Source organism: Paracoccus sp. SJTW-4, assembly GCF_047716885.1.
GTDB lineage: Bacteria > Pseudomonadota > Alphaproteobacteria > Rhodobacterales > Rhodobacteraceae > Paracoccus > Paracoccus solventivorans.
On record NZ_CP136681.1, the window covers coordinates 18,351 to 37,633 of the forward strand.

General features: G+C 68.7%; 20 protein-coding genes. 13 read left to right on the forward strand and 7 right to left on the reverse strand.

The window, feature by feature from the left end; translation table 11 throughout:
• Positions 1 to 21: 21 nt before the first annotated feature.
• The 7 genes from rimM to RSP45_RS00120 all read left to right on the forward strand — a co-directional run bounded on the left by rimM (position 22) and on the right by RSP45_RS00120 (position 7,366).
• Complete coding sequence (gene rimM / locus RSP45_RS00090) at positions 22 to 534, forward strand: ribosome maturation factor RimM (protein ID WP_415392747.1); 513 nt, start codon at positions 22 to 24, stop codon at positions 532 to 534.
• Positions 527 to 1,330: a tRNA (guanosine(37)-N1)-methyltransferase TrmD gene (gene trmD, locus RSP45_RS00095; protein WP_415392748.1), complete on the forward strand. Its 804-nt coding sequence runs from the start codon at positions 527 to 529 to the stop codon at positions 1,328 to 1,330. Before rimM ends, trmD begins: the two co-directional genes overlap by 8 nt.
• Positions 1,327 to 1,719, forward strand: a complete 393-nt coding sequence (rplS, locus tag RSP45_RS00100; RefSeq protein ID WP_073064583.1) for a 50S ribosomal protein L19 — start codon at positions 1,327 to 1,329, stop codon at positions 1,717 to 1,719. The genes trmD and rplS overlap by 4 nt, the downstream gene beginning before the upstream one ends.
• A gap of 11 nt (positions 1,720 to 1,730) precedes the next feature.
• On the forward strand, positions 1,731 to 1,952 hold the full coding sequence (rpmE, locus tag RSP45_RS00105; protein WP_073064586.1) for a 50S ribosomal protein L31: 222 nt from the start codon (positions 1,731 to 1,733) through the stop codon (positions 1,950 to 1,952).
• A 157-nt stretch (positions 1,953 to 2,109) separates the two neighbouring features.
• Entirely contained in the window at positions 2,110 to 2,889 is a 780-nt protein-coding gene (locus RSP45_RS00110; RefSeq protein WP_415392749.1) for a division plane positioning ATPase MipZ, read from the forward strand.
• 128 nt (positions 2,890 to 3,017) lie between these two features.
• On the forward strand, positions 3,018 to 4,313 hold the full coding sequence (locus tag RSP45_RS00115; RefSeq protein WP_415392750.1) for an efflux RND transporter periplasmic adaptor subunit: 1,296 nt from the start codon (positions 3,018 to 3,020) through the stop codon (positions 4,311 to 4,313).
• The gene (locus tag RSP45_RS00120; protein ID WP_415392751.1) at positions 4,310 to 7,366 is read left to right on the forward strand and encodes an efflux RND transporter permease subunit; all 3,057 of its coding nucleotides are present in this window, start codon (positions 4,310 to 4,312) and stop codon (positions 7,364 to 7,366) included. Before RSP45_RS00115 ends, RSP45_RS00120 begins: the two co-directional genes overlap by 4 nt.
• 62 nt (positions 7,367 to 7,428) lie before the next feature.
• Here the strand turns inward: RSP45_RS00120 and RSP45_RS00125 are convergent, their stop codons facing one another.
• From RSP45_RS00125 to RSP45_RS00145, 5 genes are all read right to left on the reverse strand, one after another.
• The gene (locus RSP45_RS00125; RefSeq protein ID WP_415392752.1) at positions 7,429 to 7,950 is read right to left on the reverse strand and encodes a hypothetical protein; all 522 of its coding nucleotides are present in this window, start codon (positions 7,948 to 7,950) and stop codon (positions 7,429 to 7,431) included.
• The gene (locus RSP45_RS00130) at positions 7,947 to 9,281 is read right to left on the reverse strand and encodes a pyruvate dehydrogenase complex dihydrolipoamide acetyltransferase (RefSeq protein ID WP_415392753.1); all 1,335 of its coding nucleotides are present in this window, start codon (positions 9,279 to 9,281) and stop codon (positions 7,947 to 7,949) included. The genes RSP45_RS00125 and RSP45_RS00130 overlap by 4 nt, the downstream gene beginning before the upstream one ends.
• 13 nt (positions 9,282 to 9,294) lie before the next feature.
• Entirely contained in the window at positions 9,295 to 10,695 is a 1,401-nt protein-coding gene (locus RSP45_RS00135; protein ID WP_415392754.1) for a pyruvate dehydrogenase complex E1 component subunit beta, read from the reverse strand.
• A gap of 15 nt (positions 10,696 to 10,710) precedes the next feature.
• Entirely contained in the window at positions 10,711 to 11,754 is a 1,044-nt protein-coding gene (gene pdhA / locus RSP45_RS00140; protein ID WP_415392755.1) for a pyruvate dehydrogenase (acetyl-transferring) E1 component subunit alpha, read from the reverse strand.
• Positions 11,755 to 11,916: 162 nt separating this feature from the next.
• Complete coding sequence (locus RSP45_RS00145) at positions 11,917 to 12,210, reverse strand: FtsB family cell division protein (RefSeq protein ID WP_303730754.1); 294 nt, start codon at positions 12,208 to 12,210, stop codon at positions 11,917 to 11,919.
• A 171-nt stretch (positions 12,211 to 12,381) separates the two neighbouring features.
• Between RSP45_RS00145 and RSP45_RS00150 the strand changes: the two genes are divergently transcribed.
• Positions 12,382 to 13,002 carry a DUF1523 family protein gene (locus RSP45_RS00150; RefSeq protein WP_415392756.1) on the forward strand — a complete coding sequence of 207 codons (621 nt, stop codon included), beginning with the start codon at positions 12,382 to 12,384 and terminating at the stop codon, positions 13,000 to 13,002.
• A gap of 403 nt (positions 13,003 to 13,405) precedes the next feature.
• Here RSP45_RS00150 and RSP45_RS00155 read toward each other — a convergent pair whose 3' ends face one another.
• Both RSP45_RS00155 and RSP45_RS00160 read right to left on the reverse strand, forming a co-directional pair.
• The gene (locus RSP45_RS00155; protein WP_415392757.1) at positions 13,406 to 13,786 is read right to left on the reverse strand and encodes an SUF system Fe-S cluster assembly protein; all 381 of its coding nucleotides are present in this window, start codon (positions 13,784 to 13,786) and stop codon (positions 13,406 to 13,408) included.
• Positions 13,787 to 14,001: 215 nt separating this feature from the next.
• A complete protein-coding gene (locus RSP45_RS00160; protein ID WP_415392758.1) occupies positions 14,002 to 15,849 on the reverse strand; it encodes an ABC-F family ATP-binding cassette domain-containing protein in 1,848 nt (615 codons plus the stop codon).
• A 192-nt stretch (positions 15,850 to 16,041) separates the two neighbouring features.
• Between RSP45_RS00160 and RSP45_RS00165 the strand changes: the two genes are divergently transcribed.
• From RSP45_RS00165 to RSP45_RS00185, 5 genes are all read left to right on the forward strand, one after another.
• Positions 16,042 to 16,248: a cold-shock protein gene (locus tag RSP45_RS00165; RefSeq protein WP_415394099.1), complete on the forward strand. Its 207-nt coding sequence runs from the start codon at positions 16,042 to 16,044 to the stop codon at positions 16,246 to 16,248.
• A gap of 181 nt (positions 16,249 to 16,429) precedes the next feature.
• Positions 16,430 to 16,852, forward strand: a complete 423-nt coding sequence (gene ndk, locus RSP45_RS00170; RefSeq protein WP_303730750.1) for a nucleoside-diphosphate kinase — start codon at positions 16,430 to 16,432, stop codon at positions 16,850 to 16,852.
• A 191-nt stretch (positions 16,853 to 17,043) separates the two neighbouring features.
• Positions 17,044 to 17,970 carry an ACP S-malonyltransferase gene (gene fabD, locus RSP45_RS00175; protein ID WP_415392759.1) on the forward strand — a complete coding sequence of 309 codons (927 nt, stop codon included), beginning with the start codon at positions 17,044 to 17,046 and terminating at the stop codon, positions 17,968 to 17,970.
• 121 nt (positions 17,971 to 18,091) lie between these two features.
• Positions 18,092 to 18,829: a 3-oxoacyl-ACP reductase FabG gene (gene fabG, locus RSP45_RS00180; RefSeq protein ID WP_415392760.1), complete on the forward strand. Its 738-nt coding sequence runs from the start codon at positions 18,092 to 18,094 to the stop codon at positions 18,827 to 18,829.
• Between the two features lie 138 nt (positions 18,830 to 18,967).
• Entirely contained in the window at positions 18,968 to 19,204 is a 237-nt protein-coding gene (locus RSP45_RS00185; protein ID WP_073064624.1) for an acyl carrier protein, read from the forward strand.
• Positions 19,205 to 19,283: the final 79 nt, after the last annotated feature.

Consider the following 19,283-nt stretch of genomic DNA (forward strand, 5'->3'; position numbering starts at 1 on the left):
CTGTCCAGCGAAAGGCCGCCCATGACCGAAGGCGCCAAGGCTGAAACTGTCTGCGTCGGCGCCATCGCCGGCGCTTTCGGCGTTCGTGGCGAGGTGCGGCTGAAAAGCTTCTGCACCACCGCCGAGGACATCGCCACCTATGGCCCGCTTGCGACCGAGGACGGCGGCCGCCGTTTTACCGTGCGGCTGACCCGCCCGGTCACCGGCGGGTTGGCGGCGCGTTTGTCCGGGGTCGAGACCCGCGAACAGGCCGAGGCGCTGAAGGGCGCGACGCTGTGGGCCGACCGCGCGGCGCTGCCGGCGCTGCCCGAGGATGAGTTCTACCATGCCGACCTGATCGGGCTCGAGGTGGTGGACCCCGGCGGCGCGGTGCTGGGGCGGGTGCGGGCGATCCACGACCACGGCGCGGGCGATATCCTGGACGTGCAGGGGCCGGGGGGTGGGCTGCTGATCCCCTTTACCCGCGCGGCGGTGCCGACCGTGGATGTCGCGGCCGGGCGCATCGTCGCCGACCCGCCGGACAGCGATGAATAGCCCCGCGCCTGCGGCCCCCTGGACCGCGCAGATCGTCACCCTGTTCCCCGAGGCGTTTCCCGGCACGCTGGGTCTGTCGCTGACCGGCCGTGCGCTGGCCGAGGGGATCTGGGCGTTGCGCACCCTCCAGCTGCGCGATTTCGGCCTGGGCCGGCATCGCAACGTGGACGACACGCCGGCGGGCGGCGGCGCCGGGCTGGTGATCCGCCCCGACGTGCTCGGTCCCGCGCTGCAGGCGGCGAAAGCCGCGGCGCCGGAACTGCCGGTGGTGTATCTTTCGCCCCGCGGCCGCCCGCTGACCCAGGCGCTGGCGCGCGAGCTGGCGCAGGGCCCCGGCGTCACGCTGATCTGCGGCCGGTTCGAGGGCGTGGACCAGCGGGTGCTGGACGCCCATGACGTCACCGAAATCAGCATCGGCGATTACGTCCTGACCGGGGGCGAGATCGCCGCTCAGGTCTTGATCGACGCGACGGTCCGCCTTATACCGCGCGTGCTGGGGAATCAGGATTCTCTGGCCGAGGAATCCTTTGCCCACGGCCTGCTTGAACACCCGCAATACACGAAACCCGCCGAATGGGAGGGTCGCAGGGTCCCCGACGTGCTGTTGTCGGGCAATCACGCGGCAATCTCGCGCTGGCGGGAAGAACAGGCCGAAAGCCTGACCAAGCAACGCCGCCCCGACCTGTGGCGGGCATATGCCGACCGGCATGTGGACCCGGACCGAAGGACGCAGCTCTCGGGCGCATCAGACCAATCGCGGGACCGCCGCGAGCATGACAAGGACGAAATGCGATGAACCTGATCGCCCAGCTGGAAGCCGAGCAGATCGCCGCTCTCGGCAAGACCATCCCCGATTTCAAGGCCGGCGACACCGTGCGCGTCGGCTACAAGGTGACCGAGGGCACCCGTACCCGCGTGCAGATGTACGAAGGCGTCTGCATCAGCCGCCGCGGCGGCGACACGCTGGCCGCCTCGTTCACCGTGCGCAAGATCTCGTTCGGCGAAGGGGTCGAGCGGGTGTTCCCGCTGTATTCGACCAACGTCGAATCGATCGAGGTCGTCCGCCGTGGCCGCGTCCGCCGCGCCAAGCTGTACTACCTGCGCGAGCGCCGCGGCAAATCCGCCCGTATCGCCGAGATGTCCAACTACAAGCCGAAGGCCGCCAAGGCCGACGCCCAAGCCTGAGGTCGCGCGCCATGAAAGCCGAAATCCACCCCGCCTATCACATGATCACCGTCAAGATGACCGACGGGACCACCTATCAGACCCGCTCGACCTGGGGCAAAGAGGGCGACACCATGTCGCTGGATATCGATCCGACCTCGCACCCCGCCTGGACCGGCGGCTCGGCCAAGCTGATGGACACCGGGGGGCGCGTCTCGCGCTTCAAGAACAAATACGCCGGTCTGGGCTTCTGATCCCGACTGTTGCAGGAAAAGCGACGCCGCCCCGACGGGCGGCGTTTTGCATTGGTTTTTCGAGACATTCTCGCGGGTTGTCCACAGTTCAATCGCGGCGCGGCCATGACTCGGGGGCGCGCAGCCGCTAGATTGCGCCGGCAAGCGGAGGCGATTCGTGGCGCATATCATCGTCGTCGGCAATGAAAAGGGCGGGTCGGGGAAATCCACGACCTCGATGCATATCGCGACCGCGCTGGCCCGGATGGGGCACCGCGTCGGCGCGCTGGACCTGGATGTGCGCCAGCGAAGCTTCGGCCGCTATCTGGAAAACCGCATGGCCTTCCTGGCGCGCGAGGGGATCGCGCTGCCCACCCCAACGCTGGGCGAACTGTCCCGCGACGTCGAGGGCGTGGACCCGCTGTCGGCGGCGGTGGGGGCGCTGGACCCCGAACATGACTTCATCGTGATCGACTGCCCCGGCTCGCATACGAAGCTCAGCCAGATGGCGCATACGTTGGCCGACACGCTGGTCACCCCGATGAACGACAGCTTCATCGACTTTGACCTGCTGGCGCGGATGTCGCCCGAGGGCGAGGTGCTGGGCCCTTCGATCTATTCGGAAATGGTCTGGTCGGCGCGGCAGCTGCGCGGGCAGGCCGGGGCCGGTCCGATCGACTGGGTGGTGCTGCGCAACCGGCTGGGCACCACCGAAATGCACAACAAACGCCGGGTCGGAGAGGCGCTGACCCGGCTGTCGCGCCGCATCGGCTTCCGCGTCGCGGCGGGGTTCGCCGAGCGAGTGATCTATCGCGAGTTGTTCCCCCGCGGGCTGACCCTGCTGGACCTGCGCGACATCGGCACCCAGCAGCTGTCGATGTCGAACATCGCCGCCCGGCAGGAACTGCGCGATTTGCTGGCGGAATTGCGCCTGCCGGGCGTCAAGGTGCAGGTCTAGCTGCGCCCTCGCCGCGGATCACGGCGCCGATCACCGGCTTGCCATGGCACGTTGTCGCAGGCGGCGGCGTTGCTTATGTGGCAGCGATGTTATCAGGGCCTTCGACCATGTGGCGCTTTTCCCTTTTCTTGACGCTGGCCCTGCTGGGGCCGGGGACGGCGCTGGCGATGGGTGACCGCCCCCCGCCCGCACCCCCCGCGGCCGAGGCGACCGCCCCCACCGTTACCGTCGCCCCCGCCGTGCGGGCCGAGGTGCAGGCGCGGGTGCCGCTGTCGGGCACGCTGGTCGCGCGCGAGGTGGTGCAGGTCACCCCCCGCATCGAGGGGCAGGAAATCCTGTCGCTGGGCGCCGAGCCGGGCGACCGGGTGGAACAGGGGCAGGAACTTGCCCGCCTGTCCGACGTGACCCTGCGCGCGCAACTGGCGCAGGCCGATGCCGAATTGCAGCGCGCGACCGCCGGCGTGGCGCAGGCGGAAAGCCAGATCGCCAGCAACGAGGCCGCTCTGGCGCAGGCCATCGCCGCGCTGGAACGCGCCCGCAGCCTGCGGCAGTCGGGCAGCGGAACCCAGGCGGCGCTGGATCAGGCCATCGCGGCCGAGGCCGGCGCCCGCGCCGCCGCCATCAGCTCGCGCGAGGGGCTGGCGGTCGCCCGCGCCGCCGCGGCGCAGGCCCGCGCCGCGCGCGACATCGCCCAGATCAACGTCGACCGCACCCGCATCACCGCCCCGGTGGCGGGCCGCGTCTCCAGCCGCAATGCGCAGATCGGCGCGATCGCCACCGCCAGCGCCGGGCCGATGTTCACCCTGATCGCCGACGGCTCGATCGAGTTCGAGGGCGAGGTGATCGAGACCGCGCTGCCCGCGCTGCGCCCCGGCCAGACGGCCGAGCTGGACGTGGCCGGCGTCGGCCGCATCGCCGGGCGGGTGCGGCAACTGCCCGCCGCGGTCGATGCCACCACAAGGCTGGGGCTGGTCCGGGTCGAGTTGCCCGCGGATGAGCGGCTGCTGATCGGGCTGTTCGTCAGCGGCGACATCGTCACCGAGCGGCGCGAGGCGGTGACCGTCCCCGCCACCGCCGTGCTTGCCGACGCCTCGGGCGAGCGGGTGCAGGTGGTCGAGGGCGGCGTCGTGGAAACCCGCGCCGTGCGCGCCGGGCTGCTGTGGCAAGGCCAGCGCGAGATCACCGAGGGGCTGGCCGCGGGCGAGACCGTGATCGCCCGCGCCGGCGCGTTCTTCCGCAGCGGCGACCGGGTGAGCGCCACGACCGAGCCGCAGGATGCGCCCCCCGACGGGGCCATGGCGGACAATCCCGGCCAGACCCCGCCCGCCGCCGCTTCCGGGACCCCGGGGGAGCAGGCTTCCACCGCCTCGGAAGCCGCGGCGCCCCTTGCCGCCCAAGCGGCCGAGACCGGGGCGCGGCCATGAATCTTTCCACCTGGTCGATCCGCCATCCCGTCCCGCCCATTGCCATCTTCATGGTGCTGGTGGTGCTGGGGCTGGTCAGCTTCATGCGGCTGCCGGTCACGGCGATGCCGAACGTGGATCTGCCGATCATCTCGGTCAGCATCGGCCAGCCCGGCGCGGCGCCGACGGAGCTGACCTCGCAGGTGGTGCGCCCGATCGAGGATGCCATCGCCAATGTGCAGGGCGTGCGCCATGTCAGCGCCACCGCCTCGGACGGGGCGGCCAGCCTGACCATCGAGTTCGAGCTGGAAACCGACAGCGACCGGGCGCTGAACGACATCAAGGACGCGGTGGCCAGCGTCCGCGCCGATCTGCCGCAGTCGATCACCGAGCCCTTGGTGCGGCGGCTGGACGTCACCGGGATGCCGGTGCTGACCTATGCGGTCAGCGACCCCTCGCGCTCGCTGGAAGGGCTGTCCAAGTTCGTTGACGACGTGATCGCGCGCGAGCTGTCGGCGCTGCCCGGCATCGGATCGATCGAGCGGATCGGCGGCGCCGACCGCCAGATCGAGGTGGCGCTGGACCCCGACCGGCTGCTGGCGCACGGGCTGACCGCGGCCGAGGTGTCGTCAGAACTGCGGCAGCGCAACATCAACATGGGCGGCGGCCGCGGCGATCTGGCGGGGCGGGAATATTCCATCCGCACCCTGGGGTCCGCCGACACGGTGGCGCAGCTGGCCGGCACGCCCATCTCCATCGCCGGCGGACGCACGGTGCGGCTGGACCAGCTGGGCACGGTCAGCGACGGCGCCACCGACGAGCGCAGCTTTGCGCTGCTGGGGGCCGAGCCGGTGGTGGCCTTCGGCGTCTATCGCGCCTCGGGCGCCTCGGACCTGGTGGCGGGCGACAACGCCAAGGCGCGGCTGGCCGAGCTGGGCACGCGCTATCCGAACCTGCGCATCACCCTGATCGACGACGCCACCACCTATACGCTGCAATCCTACGACACCGCCATGCACACGCTGTACGAAGGCGCGGCGCTGGCGGTGATCGTGGTGCTGCTGTTCCTGCGCAACTGGCGCGCCACGCTGATCGCCGCCACCGCGCTGCCGCTGTCGGTGATCCCGACCTTCTTCGTGATGGAGTGGCTGGGGTTCACGCTGAACGGCATCAGCCTGCTGGCGATCACGCTGGTGACCGGCATCCTTGTCGACGACGCCATCGTCGAGATCGAGAACATCGTGCGCCACATGCACGAGGGCAGCCCGCCCTATCAGGCGGCCGAGGAAGCCGCGGCCGAGATCGGCATGACCGTGATCGCAATCAGCTTTTCCATCGTGGCGGTGTTCGCGCCGGTGGCCTTCATGTCCGGAATCGCCGGGCAGTATTTCAAGCAGTTCGGGCTGACGGTGGCGGTCTCGGTGCTGTTTTCGCTGCTGGTGGCGCGGATCATCACCCCGATGCTGGCCGCCTATTTCATCCGCGGCGGCGGCCACGCCGAAAGCTCGGGCGACGGGGTGGCGATGCGCGGGCTGATGCGGGTGCTGGGATGGACCATGCGCCACCGGGGGCGGACCCTGCTGCTGGGTCTGGGGGTGTTCGCGGGCTCGATCTATTCCGCCACGTTGCTGCCGACCGAGTTCATCGCCGAGGGCGACGTCGGCCGCAGCCAGATCGAGGTCGAGCTGCCCCCCGGATCGCTGGTCGAGGACAACGAGGCGGTGATGCGCGCCCTGTCGCACCGCATCGCCACCATCCCCGAGGTCGAGTCGGTCTTTGTCATGGGCGGCACCTCGGAACCCACCAAGTCGCGGCTGATGATCAACTATGGCAACAAGGCCAGCCGCGACCGCTCGCAAGCCGAGATCGAGGCCGGGCTGAAGCAGATGCTGGCCGACGTGGCCGACGTGCGGCTGAATTTCCAGAACCAGGCCGGCGGCAACGACCTGACCGTCAGCGTCATGGGCGACACCGAGGACGGCGCCGCGCAGGCGGCCGAACTGCTGGTGGCAAGGATGCGCGAGATGCCGCAGCTGGAAAACGTCACCTCCTCATCCGCGTTGCAGCGCCCGGAAATCCAGATCACCCCGCGCGAAGGGGTGGCGGCGCAGCTGGGGGTTTCCACCGCCGCCATGGCGCAGACGCTGCTGGTAGCGACGCTGGGGGATGCGGAATCGAACCTGCCCAAGTTCAATGCCGGCGACGAGCAGGTGCCGATCATGGTGCGGCTGAACGAACAGGCGCGCGGCGACCTGATGGAGCTGCGCAACCTGCGGGTGCCGTCCTCGGCCGGGCAGGTGCCGCTGGGCGCGCTGGCCGAGGTCACGCTGTCGGCCGGCGCCACCCAGATCGCCCGCTATGACCAGCGCTATCGCACCACCGTGTCGGCGAACCTGGCCGATGGCGCGATCCTGGGCCCGGTCGCGGCGCAGGTGCAGGCGGCGCAGGCAGAGCTGGAGCTGCCGCCGGGCACCGAGTTCCAAGCCTCGGGCGACGCCGAGATCATGGGCGAGGTGTTTTCCGCCTTTGGCCTCGCCATGGGGGCGGGGGTGATGTTCGTCTATGTGGTGCTGGTGCTGCTGTTTCATAATTTCGTCACCCCGGTCAGCATCCTGCTGTCGCTGCCGCTGGCGATCGGCGGCGCAATCCTGGCGCTTTACGCCACCGGCAACGCCATCGGCATGGCGGTGGTGATCGGCTTCCTGATGCTGATGGGCATCGTCACCAAGAACGCGATCATGCTGGTCGAGTTCGCGGTCCAGGCGATGGAGCGGGGCGCCGAAAAGCGGGACGCGATCCTCGATGCCGTGCACAAGCGCGCCCGCCCGATCATCATGACCACCATCGCCATGGCGGCAGGGATGCTGCCCTCGGCGCTGTCCACGGCCGAGGGGTCCGAGTTCCGCTCGCCCATGGCGGTGGCGGTGATCGGCGGGCTGCTGCTGTCGACGCTGCTGTCGCTGCTGTTCGTGCCGTCGCTGTTTTCACTGCTGCACGGCGCACAGGCGCGGCTGGGCGGCTGGATCGGACGCCGGCTGGGGCTGAACCGGGCCGCCGAGACGGCGGCGGAGTAGGGGGCTCTGCCCCCGGCGCTCGCGCCTCCCCCCGGGATATTCGGGCAAGGAAGAAAGAACAGCTATCCCGTTAAGGGGGCGGGCCAGGCGTCGGGCCCGAGCAGCTTGTCGAGTAGGCCATCGAGGCCGTCCACCGCGACGAACCTGGTGGCGGGCACGACCCGATGGGCTGGACGTTCGGCCTTGAAACCCTCTGCATTGGCTTTTGTATGGCGGGCGACCGGATAGTTGTCGAAGCTGTCCGGGCCCGGAATGAACACGCGATAGCCTAGGATATTGAGACCGTCATCGACCTCCATCCAGACGACGCAGCCTGCTTGCCGCCGGGCCAGCGCGATTCCAACCTTTTGCGATCTGGTGCTGGCGCCCTTACGGCTGGCCTTGAGCTGGACATGGCGCGTGATGCTGCGGCCGCTCAGCACCAGATCGTAGCCGCCGGCGTCGAAGGCCGAGTGCAGGATTTCGACGTCGAACACGCCCCGCTGCCATAGGCGCTGCAGCAGCGAGGCGGTCAGTTGGTGCTCAAGGATGACCTCGCGCAGGACGGAATGGCGCGCATGGATATCGCGCCATTCCGAAGTCACGCCAGCATCCCCAGCGGGTTTTCCAGATGGGCGATGATGGCGGCCAGGAGTTCCGCGCCAAGCGCGCCGTCGATCACCCGGTGGTCGACCGAGAGGGTCAGCGACATCAGGTTGCGGATCACGATCTCGCCCCCCTCGGCCACCGGGGTGGGGATGCCGGCGCCGACGGCGAGGATGGCGCCGTGCGGCGGGTTGATCACCGCGTCGAAGTTCTCGATCCCGAACATGCCGAGGTTCGAGATGGCGAAGCTGCCGCCCTGGTATTCATGCGGCGCCAGTTTCTTTGAGCGGGCGCGGGCGGCGAGGTCCTTCATTTCCGCCGACAGCGCCGACAGAGTCTTCTGGTGGGCGTCCTTCAGGACGGGCGTGAACAGCCCGCCCTCGACCGCGACGGCGACCGCCACGTCCGAGGGTTTCAGCTGGATGATCCGGTCGCCGGCCCAGACCGCGTTCGCCGCCGGCACCTGCTGCAGCGCCAGCGCGCAGGCCTTGATGATGAAGTCGTTGACCGACAGCTTGACGCCCCGCGATTCCAGCTGCGCATTCAGCGTCGCCCGGAACTCCATCAGCGCGTCGAGTTTCACCGAGCGGCGCAGGTAGAAATGCGGGATGGTCTGCTTGGCCTCGGACAGCCGTGCGGCGATGGTGCGGCGCATCCCGTCCAGCGCGATCTCGGTAGTCTCGCGGCCTTCCAGCATCTTGCGCACGGTCTCGTAGCCCATGCCCTGCGGGGCGGCGGCTGCGGCCGCCGGGGCTGCGGCGGGTTTCGGGGCCTCGGCGGCGGCGGGTTTGGCCGCGCCGGGCTGGGCCTGTTCGACGTCGGCCTTGACGATGCGGCCTTTCGGGCCGCTGCCGGTGATGCCGGCAAGGTCGATGCCGCGTTCCGCCGCAATCCGCCGCGCGAGCGGAGAGGCGAAGATGCGGTTGCCCTTGTCCCTTGCCGGGGCTGCGGCTGCCTGCGCCTTGCCCGCGGCCGGGGCTGCGGCGGCATCGGGTTTTGCAGCGGGCTTTTCGTCGGGTGCGTCGGCCGCGGTCTCGGATTTGGGTGCGGAGGGGGGACTTGCCCCCTCGACGTCCTCGACGCTTTCGCCCTCTTCGACCAGCACCGCGATCGGGGTGTTGACGGCGACGCCCTGGGTGCCCTCGGCGATCAGGATCTTGCCGATCACGCCCTCGTCCACCGCCTCGAACTCCATCGTGGCCTTGTCGGTCTCGATCTCGGCGAGGATGTCGCCGGATTTCACGGTGTCGCCTTCTTTCACCAGCCATTTGGCCAGCGTGCCCTCCTCCATCGTCGGGGAAAGCGCGGGCATCAGGATTTCGGTTGCCATGTCTCGCGCCCCCTTACCGATAGGTCACGTTGCGGACGGCCTGCACGACCTCGTCGGCCGTGATCAGCGCCAGCCGTTCAAGGTTGGCCGCATAGGGCATCGGCACGTCCTTGCCGGTGCAGTTGATCACCGGCGCGTCCAGCCAGTCAAAGGCGTTTTCCATCAACCAGGCGCTGATGTGATTGCCGATGGAACCGACGGGGAAACCCTCTTCCACCGTCACGCAGCGATTGGTCTTCTGCACCGATTTCAGCACCGTGGCATAGTCGATGGGGCGCAGGGTGCGCAGGTCGATCACCTCGGCCTCGATCCCGCCCTCGGCCAGCTTCTCGGCCGCCTCAAGCGCATGAGCCATGCCGATGCCGAAGCTGACGATGGTCACGTCAGAGCCCTTGCGCGCCACTTTGGCCTTGCCGAAGGGGACGGTGAAATCCTCGAGCACCGGCACGTCGAAGCTGCGCCCATAGAGGATCTCGTTTTCCAGGAAGATCACCGGGTTCGGGTCGCGGATCGCGGTCTTCAGCAGCCCCTTGGCGTCGGCGGCGGAATAGGGCTGCACGACCTTGAGGCCCGGGATCGCCGCATACCACGCCGCGTAATCCTGGCTGTGCTGGGCGGCGACGCGGGCGGCGGCGCCGTTCGGGCCGCGGAACACGATGGGGCAGCCCATCTGCCCGCCCGACATGTACAGCGTCTTGGCGGCCGAGTTCACGATCTGGTCGATGGCCTGCATGGCAAAGTTGAAGGTCATGAACTCGACGATCGGGCGCAGCCCGCCAAAGGCGGCGCCGACGCCGATGCCGGCAAAGCCGTGTTCGGAAATCGGCGTGTCCACCACCCGGCGCGGGCCGAAACGGTCCAGCAGCCCCTGGCTGATCTTGTAGGCGCCCTGGTATTCGCCGACCTCCTCGCCCATCAGGAACACCGATTCGTCGCGCTCCATCTCTTCGGCCATGGCCTCGCGCAGCGCCTCGCGGACGGTCATCTGCCTGAGCTCGGTGCCCTCGGGCCAGTCGGGGGATTCGTCGGGTTCCGGGGTGTGGACCGATTCGACCGCGGATTTGGCGGCGGCGGGGGCGGGGGCGGGCGCCTCGGACGCCTCGTCGCGGCTGGCCTCGCTCTCGGCAGGCGGCTTTTCCGCTGCGGGCGCGGGCGCGGCGTCGGCCGATTCGCCCTCGGCCAGCAGCGTGGCGATGGGGGTGTTGACCTTGACCCCCTGCGTACCCTCGGCCACCAGCAGGCGGCCGATCACGCCCTCGTCCACCGCCTCGAACTCCATCGTGGCCTTGTCGGTCTCGATCTCGGCGAGGATGTCGCCGGATTTCACGGTGTCGCCTTCTTTCACCAGCCATTTGGCCAGCGTGCCTTCCTCCATCGTCGGAGAGAGCGCGGGCATCAGGATTTCGGTTGCCATCTGTCAGCCCCTCTCTCAGGCGTTCACGTCTTGCGACGACTGCTGCGGCACGTCGTCGGCGTAGATGTCGGTCCACAGCTCTTCCAGCGGCGGCTCGGGGCTTTCGCGGGCGAAATCGGCGGAATCGTTCACGATGTCCTTGATGTCCTTGTCGATCGCCTTGAGGTCGTCCTCGGCCGCGTGCCCGCCCTGCAGCAGCAGCTGGCGGACGTGCTCGATCGGGTCGCGCTCGTCGCGCATCTTCTGCACCTCTTCGCGGGTGCGGTATTTCGCCGGGTCGGACATGGAGTGGCCGCGATAGCGATAGGTCATCATTTCAAGGATATACGGGCCCTTGCCGGCGCGGCAGTGGGCCACGGCCTTTTCGCCGGCGGCCTTGACCGCCAGCACGTCCATGCCGTCGACCTGCTCGCCGGGGATGCCGAAGGCCTCGCCGCGGCCGAACAGCGTGGTGGATTTGGTGGACCGCTTCATGCTGGTCCCCATGGCGTACTGGTTGTTCTCGATCACGAAGACGACCGGCAGGTCCCACAGCTCGGCCATGTTGTAGGTTTCATAGACCTGGCCCTGGTTGGCAGCGCCGTCGCCGAAATAGGTAAAGGTGACGTTGTCGTTGCCCTTGTACTTGTCGGCAAACGCCAGCCCTGCGCCCAGCGGCACCTGCGCCGCGACGATGCCGTGGCCGCCGTAGAAATGCTTTTCGCGGCTGAACATGTGCATCGAGCCGCCCTTGCCCTTGGAATAGCCGCCGATGCGGCCGGTGAGCTCTGCCATCACCCCGCGCGCCTTCATCCCCGAGGCCAGCATGTGCCCGTGGTCGCGATAGCTGGTGATGCGCTTGTCGCCCTCTTTCGCGGCGGCCTCGAGCCCGACCACCACGGCCTCTTGCCCGATGTAGAGGTGGCAGAACCCGCCGATCAGCCCCATGCCGTAAAGCTGGCCTGCCTTTTCCTCGAATCGCCGGATCAGCAGCATTTCCCGATAGTATTTCAGCAGCTCGTCGCGCGAGACATTGGGCTGCTGCGGGGGCTGGGCCGTCTCGGCCGGCTTTCTCGCCATCTGCGTTCTCCGGGTTCCTGGATGCTGCCGAAAAAATGGTTCAGCGTTGAACTATCTTAGAATCGGGATTTCGCCGGACGCAAGGCGCATTCTGCACCCTCGGGCGTGGCCGGCGAAGATCGGCAGAGAAAGCTTGTGGAGACGCAGCAGGACGCCGCGGGATCAGCGGACGATCAGCTCGTCCCCGCGCACCAGCCCCAGCACGTCGCGGGCGCGTTCGTCCAGCAGTTCGAGATCGAGGTATTCATCCGACAGCCGCCGGGTCAGGTTCTTCATCCGCGCCACCTCGGCCGCCAGCGCGTCGCGCTCGGCCACCAGCTGCGCGGTCTCGGCCTCGAGCTGGACCCGGCGCAGGATCCCCGAGGGGCCCTGCACGGCGGCAAAGGCGAAATAGAGCGACAGCAGCAGCGCAAGCAGCACATAGACCAGCGCGCCGATGGGCAGGGTTCGGTTCATGTCTCGGTCCGTTTTCCGCCATCCTGCCACGGCGGGCGGGCAAGGGGAATTGCCCGCGATGCGCGCCTGCGCGGCCGCGGCGGAACCCGGCGGCACTCCCCGACATTCCTGCTCGCGCCCCGGGGGCGGGGCCGGTAGAGTGCCCGGGCAGGCAAGATGCAAGGAGAGGCGATGTCCATGCGCAACATCCAGGTGGTGCTGGGGGTGGCCTTCGGCGTGCTGCTGTTCCTGTTCCTCGACTATTCGCTGCCCAGCCGCGACACGGTGCGGATCACCAACACCTATAACAAGCTGACCGATCTGGGCTGGAACCGGATCTTCTATGCCGCTGCCTCGACCGGCGCGGTCGAGACCGCCGAGGGGCGGCGCGACGTGCGCTTTATCGACACGGTGCGGCCGAACGGGCGCCCGCGGGTCTATCGCAACGAGGACACCGGCCTGATCTGGCCGCCGTATTTCAAATACGACAGCTCGGACCTGCATGCGATCGCGGGGGACATGCGGTCCACTGCCGCGCAGCCCCGCTGGGTCAGCATCACCTCCTATGGCTGGCGCAACGACCTGATCACCATCTTCCCGAACGCGATCTCGATCCGCCCGGTGGCGGGACCGCAGGACCGGCCGATGAACTGGCTGGCGATGGTGATCCTGGCGGCGATGGGGCTGGCGCTGTTCCTGTTCTGGAGCCGGTGGAACCGCTTTGCCGCCCGCCGCCTGGAACCGGCGGTCGAGCGGGCCGAGGCGCGGGCCGACCGGATGCGGGGCCGGTTCCGGCGCTGGCTGGGCCGCTAGTGTGGCCATGGGCGGCGCGGGTCCGGCGTCGCTGGGGCGATGGGTATTTGGGCCAGAAAGAAGCGGCTGGTGCGGAGGAAGCGCTGGGCCGGAGCGGGCGAGCGCGGTGGTTTGCGTCGCTGGGCGGATGGGTATTTCAGCCAGAAAGAAGCGGCTGACACGGGAAGGCACGTTGGGCTTGGGCAAGCGGCCGCGAGATTTATCGCCCGGCGGATGGGTGTCGAGACCAGAAAGAAGACGCTGGCGCGGGAGAGGCAGGCCGCCTGCCTGCGCCGGAGGTGGCTAAATCGGTCGCGGGGGCGGCAAGCCGCTTGGGGTTGCCTGCCGCCGGGAACGGAGGTGGCAGCGACGGGCCGTGCGACGGTGTGGGGTTTCTGTGGTGGTGTGGCGCGGAACGCAGGGCTCAGATGAAGCCCAGCTCCAGCCGCGCCTCGTCGGACATCATTTCCATTCCCCAGGGCGGCTGGAAGGTCATGTCCACGTCGACCTGGCGCACACCGGGCAGCGCGCTGACCGCATCGGCGACCCAGCCCGGCATCTCGCCCGCGACCGGGCAGCCGGGGGCGGTCAGCGTCATCATGATGCGCACCGCGTTGGTGTCGTCGATGGCGATGGTGTAGATCAGCCCGAGGTCGAAGATATTGACCGGGATTTCCGGGTCGTAGACCGTGCGGCAGGCCTCGACCACGCTTTCGTACAGCGGGTGGTCGACGGACGAGGGCGCGATCAGCGGCTCGCCTTCAGTTGTCTGCGGCTGGGTCATGCCATTCTCCGGTGAAGTCATGTGGTGCATATAGGCGGTCCGGAAGGCAGAGGAAAGGGCGCGCGCCCGCGTTGGGAAGGCCGGCCCCGGTCCGGCTGGTGCCCGATCAGCCGCGTCCGGTCGGCGTGGACGTTGAGCCGGCGCCCGTACCTGTCATCGCCCCGTCATCCGATCCGGCCAACAGCATTCGCCCCGGACAACCCGGCCCGAGATCACACTCTCGCGCAACCGCCGCCTCAGCCCCGCTCGGCCGCCTCGAGCCGTTCCAGCGCGTCCAGCCACAGTGCCTCGGCGCGGGGCAGGGCTTGCGTCGCCTCGGCGTGCTTGCGGCCCCATTTCTCGGCCTCGGCGGGGTCGTCGTAAAGCGCGGGGTCGGCCATCTTTTCGCTGATCTTTTCCAGCATGGTGGTCAGCTTTTCGACCCGCTCCTCGCCGCGGCGGACTTCGGCACGCAGTTCCAGGATTTCGTCGCGGCTGGCGTGCTTTGCCGCGGGCTTGGCAGCCTCGCGCGGGCGCTCGGGTTCGTCCGGGGCCAGTAGCGACTTGCGGTAGCTGTCGAGGTCGTTGGCATAGGGGCGCACCGCGCCGTCCGCGACCAGCCACAGCCGGTCCGCGACCAGTTCCAGCAGATGCATGTCGTGGGATACCAGCACCACCGCGCCGGTATAATCGTTCAGCGCCTCGGTCAGCGCCTCGCGCGATTCGATGTCCAGGTGGTTGGTCGGCTCGTCGAGAATCAGCAGATGCGGCGCGTCGATGGTAGCCAGCAGCAGCGACAGCCGCGATTTCTGCCCGCCCGACAGCGCGCGCACCCTGGTTTCCGCCTGCGCCTCCATCAGCCCGAAGCCTGCCAGCCGGGCGCGCAGCCGCGCCGGGGCCTCGTCCGGGCGCAGGCGGCGGACGTGGTCCAGCGGGGTTTCGTCCAGCGACAATTCGTCCACCTGGTGCTGGGCGAAATACCCCACCCGCAGCTTGGACGAGCGCGCGACCGCCCCCTCCATCGCCGGCAGCCGCCCGGCCAGCAGCTTGGAGAGGGTGGATTTCCCCTGCCCGTTGCGGCCCAGCAGCGCGATGCGGTCGTCCTGGTCGATGCGCAGGTTCAGCCGCCGCAGCACCGCGCGTTCGCCATAACCCACCGAGACCCCGTCCAGCGACAGGATCGGCGGCGACAGCTGGTCGGGCTGGGGAAAGGTGAAACGGTGGAACTTCGCCTCTTCGGGGGCGGTGATCGGCTCCATCTTCGCCAGCGCCTTCAGGCGGGACTGGGCCTGCGCGGCCTTGGTGGCCTTGGCGCGGAAACGATCGACGAAGCTTTGCAGATGGGCGCGGCGGGCCTCTTGCTTCTTGGCCTCGGCGGCCTGCAGGGCCCGGCGCTCGGCCCGGATGCGGGCGAAACTGTCGTAGCCGCCGGAATACAGCGTCAGCCTGCGGTCATCCAGGTGCAGGATCGACCCCACGGCCCGGTTCAGCAGCCCGCGGTCGTGGCTGATGACGATGACGGTATGGGGGTAGCGGGCCAGATACCCTTCGAGCCACAGCGCCCCTTCGAGGTCGAGGTAGTTCGTCGGCTCGTCCAGCAGCAGCAGGTCGGGACGCGCGAACAGCACCCCCGCCAGCGCCATCCGCATCCGCCAGCCGCCCGAGAAATCGCCGGTGGGCCGGGCCTGATCGGCGGGCGGGAACCCCAGCCCCTGCAGGATCGCGGCCGCGCGCCCCTCGGCCGACCAGGCGTCGATGTCGGCCAGCCGTGTCTGGATCTCGGCGATGCGGTGGGGGTCGCTGGCGGTGGCAGCCTCGGCCAGCAGCGCGTGACGTTCCGTGTCGGCGGCCAGCACCGTCTCCAGCACGCTGATCCCGGTCGCGGACGATTCCTGCGCGACGCCGCCGATGCGGGCGCGGGCGGGCAGGGTGATGGCGCCGCCGTCCAGCGACAGCTCGCCCCGGATCAGCCGGAACAGCGTGGTCTTGCCGGCGCCGTTCGGGCCGACCAGCCCGACCTTGTGCCCGTCCGGAATCACCGCGCTGGCGTTCTGGAACAGCGGCCGTCCGGCGATGGAATAGGAGATGTCGTCGATGCGCAGCATGGGGGGGGATTGCAGCAGCCGGCGGCATTCGTCAACGCGGCGCTTGTATTGCCGCCGCAAAGCGCCTAGGTAGGTCGGGCAACGTTATCTATCTGCTACCTGTCTTCGGTTACCCGGCTTCAGTATGCTTTTCGACTGACTGCGCCGGGCCATCGCATTTCCGCGGATGGCAACATGACAGGAGATCTCACGATGGCCAACGGCACCGTGAAATGGTTCAACTCGACCAAAGGCTTCGGCTTCATCCAGCCGGAAAACGGCAACCGCGACGTGTTCCTGCACGTTTCGGCGCTTGAGCGCGCGGGCCTGCACGCCCCGGCCGACGGGCAGAAGGTCAGCTACGAGCTGGAAAGCGGCCGCGACGGGCGCGAATCGGCGACGAACATCCAGTTCATCTGATCGCAGCGGTCCACGGACCTGCGATGATGATCGGGGCAGCCTTGACGGGCTGCCCTTTTTGCATTCCCGACCTCGCGTCCCTGCCGTTGTCACCTTGCGCCCGCCGCCGCGGGGTTTTCATCGCGCGGGGGGCATGATAGCCGCCCGGCCAATCGAACAACCTTCGGACCCGAGGAATCTCATGGCCATCGAACGCACGCTTTCCATCATCAAGCCCGACGCCACCCGCCGCAACCTGACCGGCAAGATCAATGCCAAGTTCGAGGACGCGGGCCTGCGCATCGTCGCGCAGAAGCGCATCCACCTGTCGCCCGCCCAGGCCGGCAAGTTCTACGAAGTCCACAAGGACCGCCCCTTCTACGGCGAGCTGGTCGAGTTCATGGCCTCGGAACCCGTCGTGGTGCAGGTGCTCGAGGGCGAAAACGCCATCGCCAAGAACCGCGAAGTGATGGGCGCGACCAACCCCGCGCAGGCCGACGAAGGCACCATCCGCAAGGAGTTCGCGCTGTCGGTCGGCGAAAACTCGGTCCACGGCTCGGACGCCCCGGAAACCGCGGCGCAGGAAATCGCCTTCTTCTTCTCGGGCCTCGAACTGGTCGGCTGACCGCCTCGCACCCCCGGAAAGCTTCAGGGCCGCCCCCGCAACGGGGCGGCTTTCTTCTTCATCACTTAAATATCCTGGGGGAGCCGGCCTTGGCCGGCGGGGGCGAAGCCCCGTTTTTTCCCCGGTTCCAATTGCCATGCCGCCCCCCGCCGGGCTATCCCGGCCCAAATGCAGCAGCTACGGGACCGATCATGCGGGCTTTCGTCTTTCCGGGGCAGGGTGCCCAGACCATCGGCATGGGCCGCGCGCTGGCCGAGACCTGGCCCGCCGCCAAGGCCGTCTTTGACGAGGTGGACGAGGCGCTGGGCGAAAACCTCTCGGCGCTGATCTGGGACGGCGACGCCGACACCCTGACCCTGACCCGCAACGCCCAGCCGGCGCTGATGGCGACCTCGGTCGCGGCGATGCGCGCGCTGGAAGCCGAGGGCTTTGCCATCACCGACGCCGCCTATGTCGCCGGGCATTCGCTGGGCGAATATTCGGCGCTGTGTGCCGCCGGTGCGATCAGCCTGGCCGATACCGCAAGGCTGCTGCGCATCCGCGGCACCGCGATGCAGGATGCGGTGCCGGTGGGCGTCGGCGCCATGGCCGCGATCCTGGGGCTGGATCTGGCGCAGGTGGACGAGATCGCCCGCGAGGCGGCGGGGGACGAGGTCTGCCAGGCCGCCAACGACAACGACCCGGCGCAGGTGGTGATCTCGGGGCACAAGGCCGCGGTCGAACGCGCCGCGGCGCTGGCCAAGGAACGCGGCGCCAAGCGGGCGCTGATGCTGCCGGTGTCCGCGCCCTTCCACTGCGCGCTGATGCAGCCCGCCGCCACCGTGATGGCCGAGGCGCTGGCCGGGGTCGATATCCACGAGCCCGCGGTGCCGCTGGTCGCCAATGTCCGCGCCGAGCCGGTGCTGCAGCCCGGCGCCATCCGGCAGCTGCTGGTCGAGCAGGTCACCGGCGCCGTCCGCTGGCGCGAGTCGGTGCAGCTGATGGCCGGGCAGGGCGTCACCGAGTTCTGGGAAATCGGCGCCGGCAAGGCGCTGTCGGGGATGATCAAGCGCATCGCGCCGGGGGCCGTGACCCGGGCGGTCGGGACGCCCGCGGATATCGAGGCGCTGAAGGGTTGATGCCGCTCCGGGGCGCTGCCCAGCTCGGGCGTTGCCCCTTTCTCACTGAAAACAGTCCACCGGACTGTTTTCCGGGCGCTCGAAAGCCCGGGATATGTCTAGACAGAAGATGAGGCTTTCGATGTTTGATCTGACCGGGAAGAACGCTTTGGTCACCGGCGCCTCGGGCGGGATCGGCGCGGCCGTGGCCACGGCGCTGCACGCGGCGGGGGCGACGGTGACGCTGTCGGGCACGCGCGAGGCGCCCTTGCAGGAACTGGCCGCGCGGCTGGGGTCGCGCGCCCATGTGGTGACGGCGAATCTGGGCGATGCGGCCGCGGTCGAGGCGCTGCCGAAACAGGCGGCGGCGGCGATGGGCTCGGTCGATATCCTGGTCAACAACGCCGGCATCACCCGCGACAACCTGTTCATGCGGATGTCGGACGAGGAATGGGCGCAGGTGCTCGAGGTGAACCTGACCTCCTCCTTCCGGCTGGCGCGCGGGGTGCTGCGCGGGATGATGAAGGCGCGCTGGGGGCGGATCGTCTCGATCACCTCGGTGGTGGGGCAGACCGGCAACCCGGGGCAGGGCAATTACGCCGCCGCCAAGGCCGGGCTGGTCGGCATGTCGAAAAGCCTGGCCTATGAAGTCGCCAGCCGCGGCATCACCGTCAACTGCGTCGCCCCCGGCTTCATCGAGACGGCGATGACCGACGCGCTGAACGACGAGCAGAAATCGCGGATCCTTGGGCAGATTCCCGCCGGCCGCATGGGCCGCCCCGAGGAAATCGCCGCCGCGGTGCTGTATCTTTCCAGCACGCAGGCGGCATATGTCACCGGCGCCACGCTGCACGTCAACGGCGGCATGGCGATGGTTTGACGGGGCGCGCGAAACCGGTTGCGGATCACGACCGCGTTGCTATATCCCCACTTCAAGGCCGTCGGGACCCGCCCGCGGCTTGTCGCCGGGTCCGCCCGGCTGCATCCGGGCGGAGTGCCCGTAACTGAGGAACGAGACATGAGCGACATCGCTGATCGCGTGAAGAAGATCGTTGTCGAGCATCTGGGCGTCGAAGAGGAAAAGGTCACCGAGACCGCCTCGTTCATCGACGATCTGGGCGCCGATTCGCTGGACACCGTCGAGCTGGTCATGGCCTTCGAGGAAGAGTTCGGCATCGAGATTCCCGATGACGCGGCCGAGACGATCCAGACCTTCGGCGACGCCGTGAAGTTCATCCAGCAGGCCACTGCCTGATCGCGGACCATGATGTCCGGCATTTCCGAACGGCGTCCCTGCGGGGGCGCCGTTTTCGCATGGGGGCCATGCGGCCAGC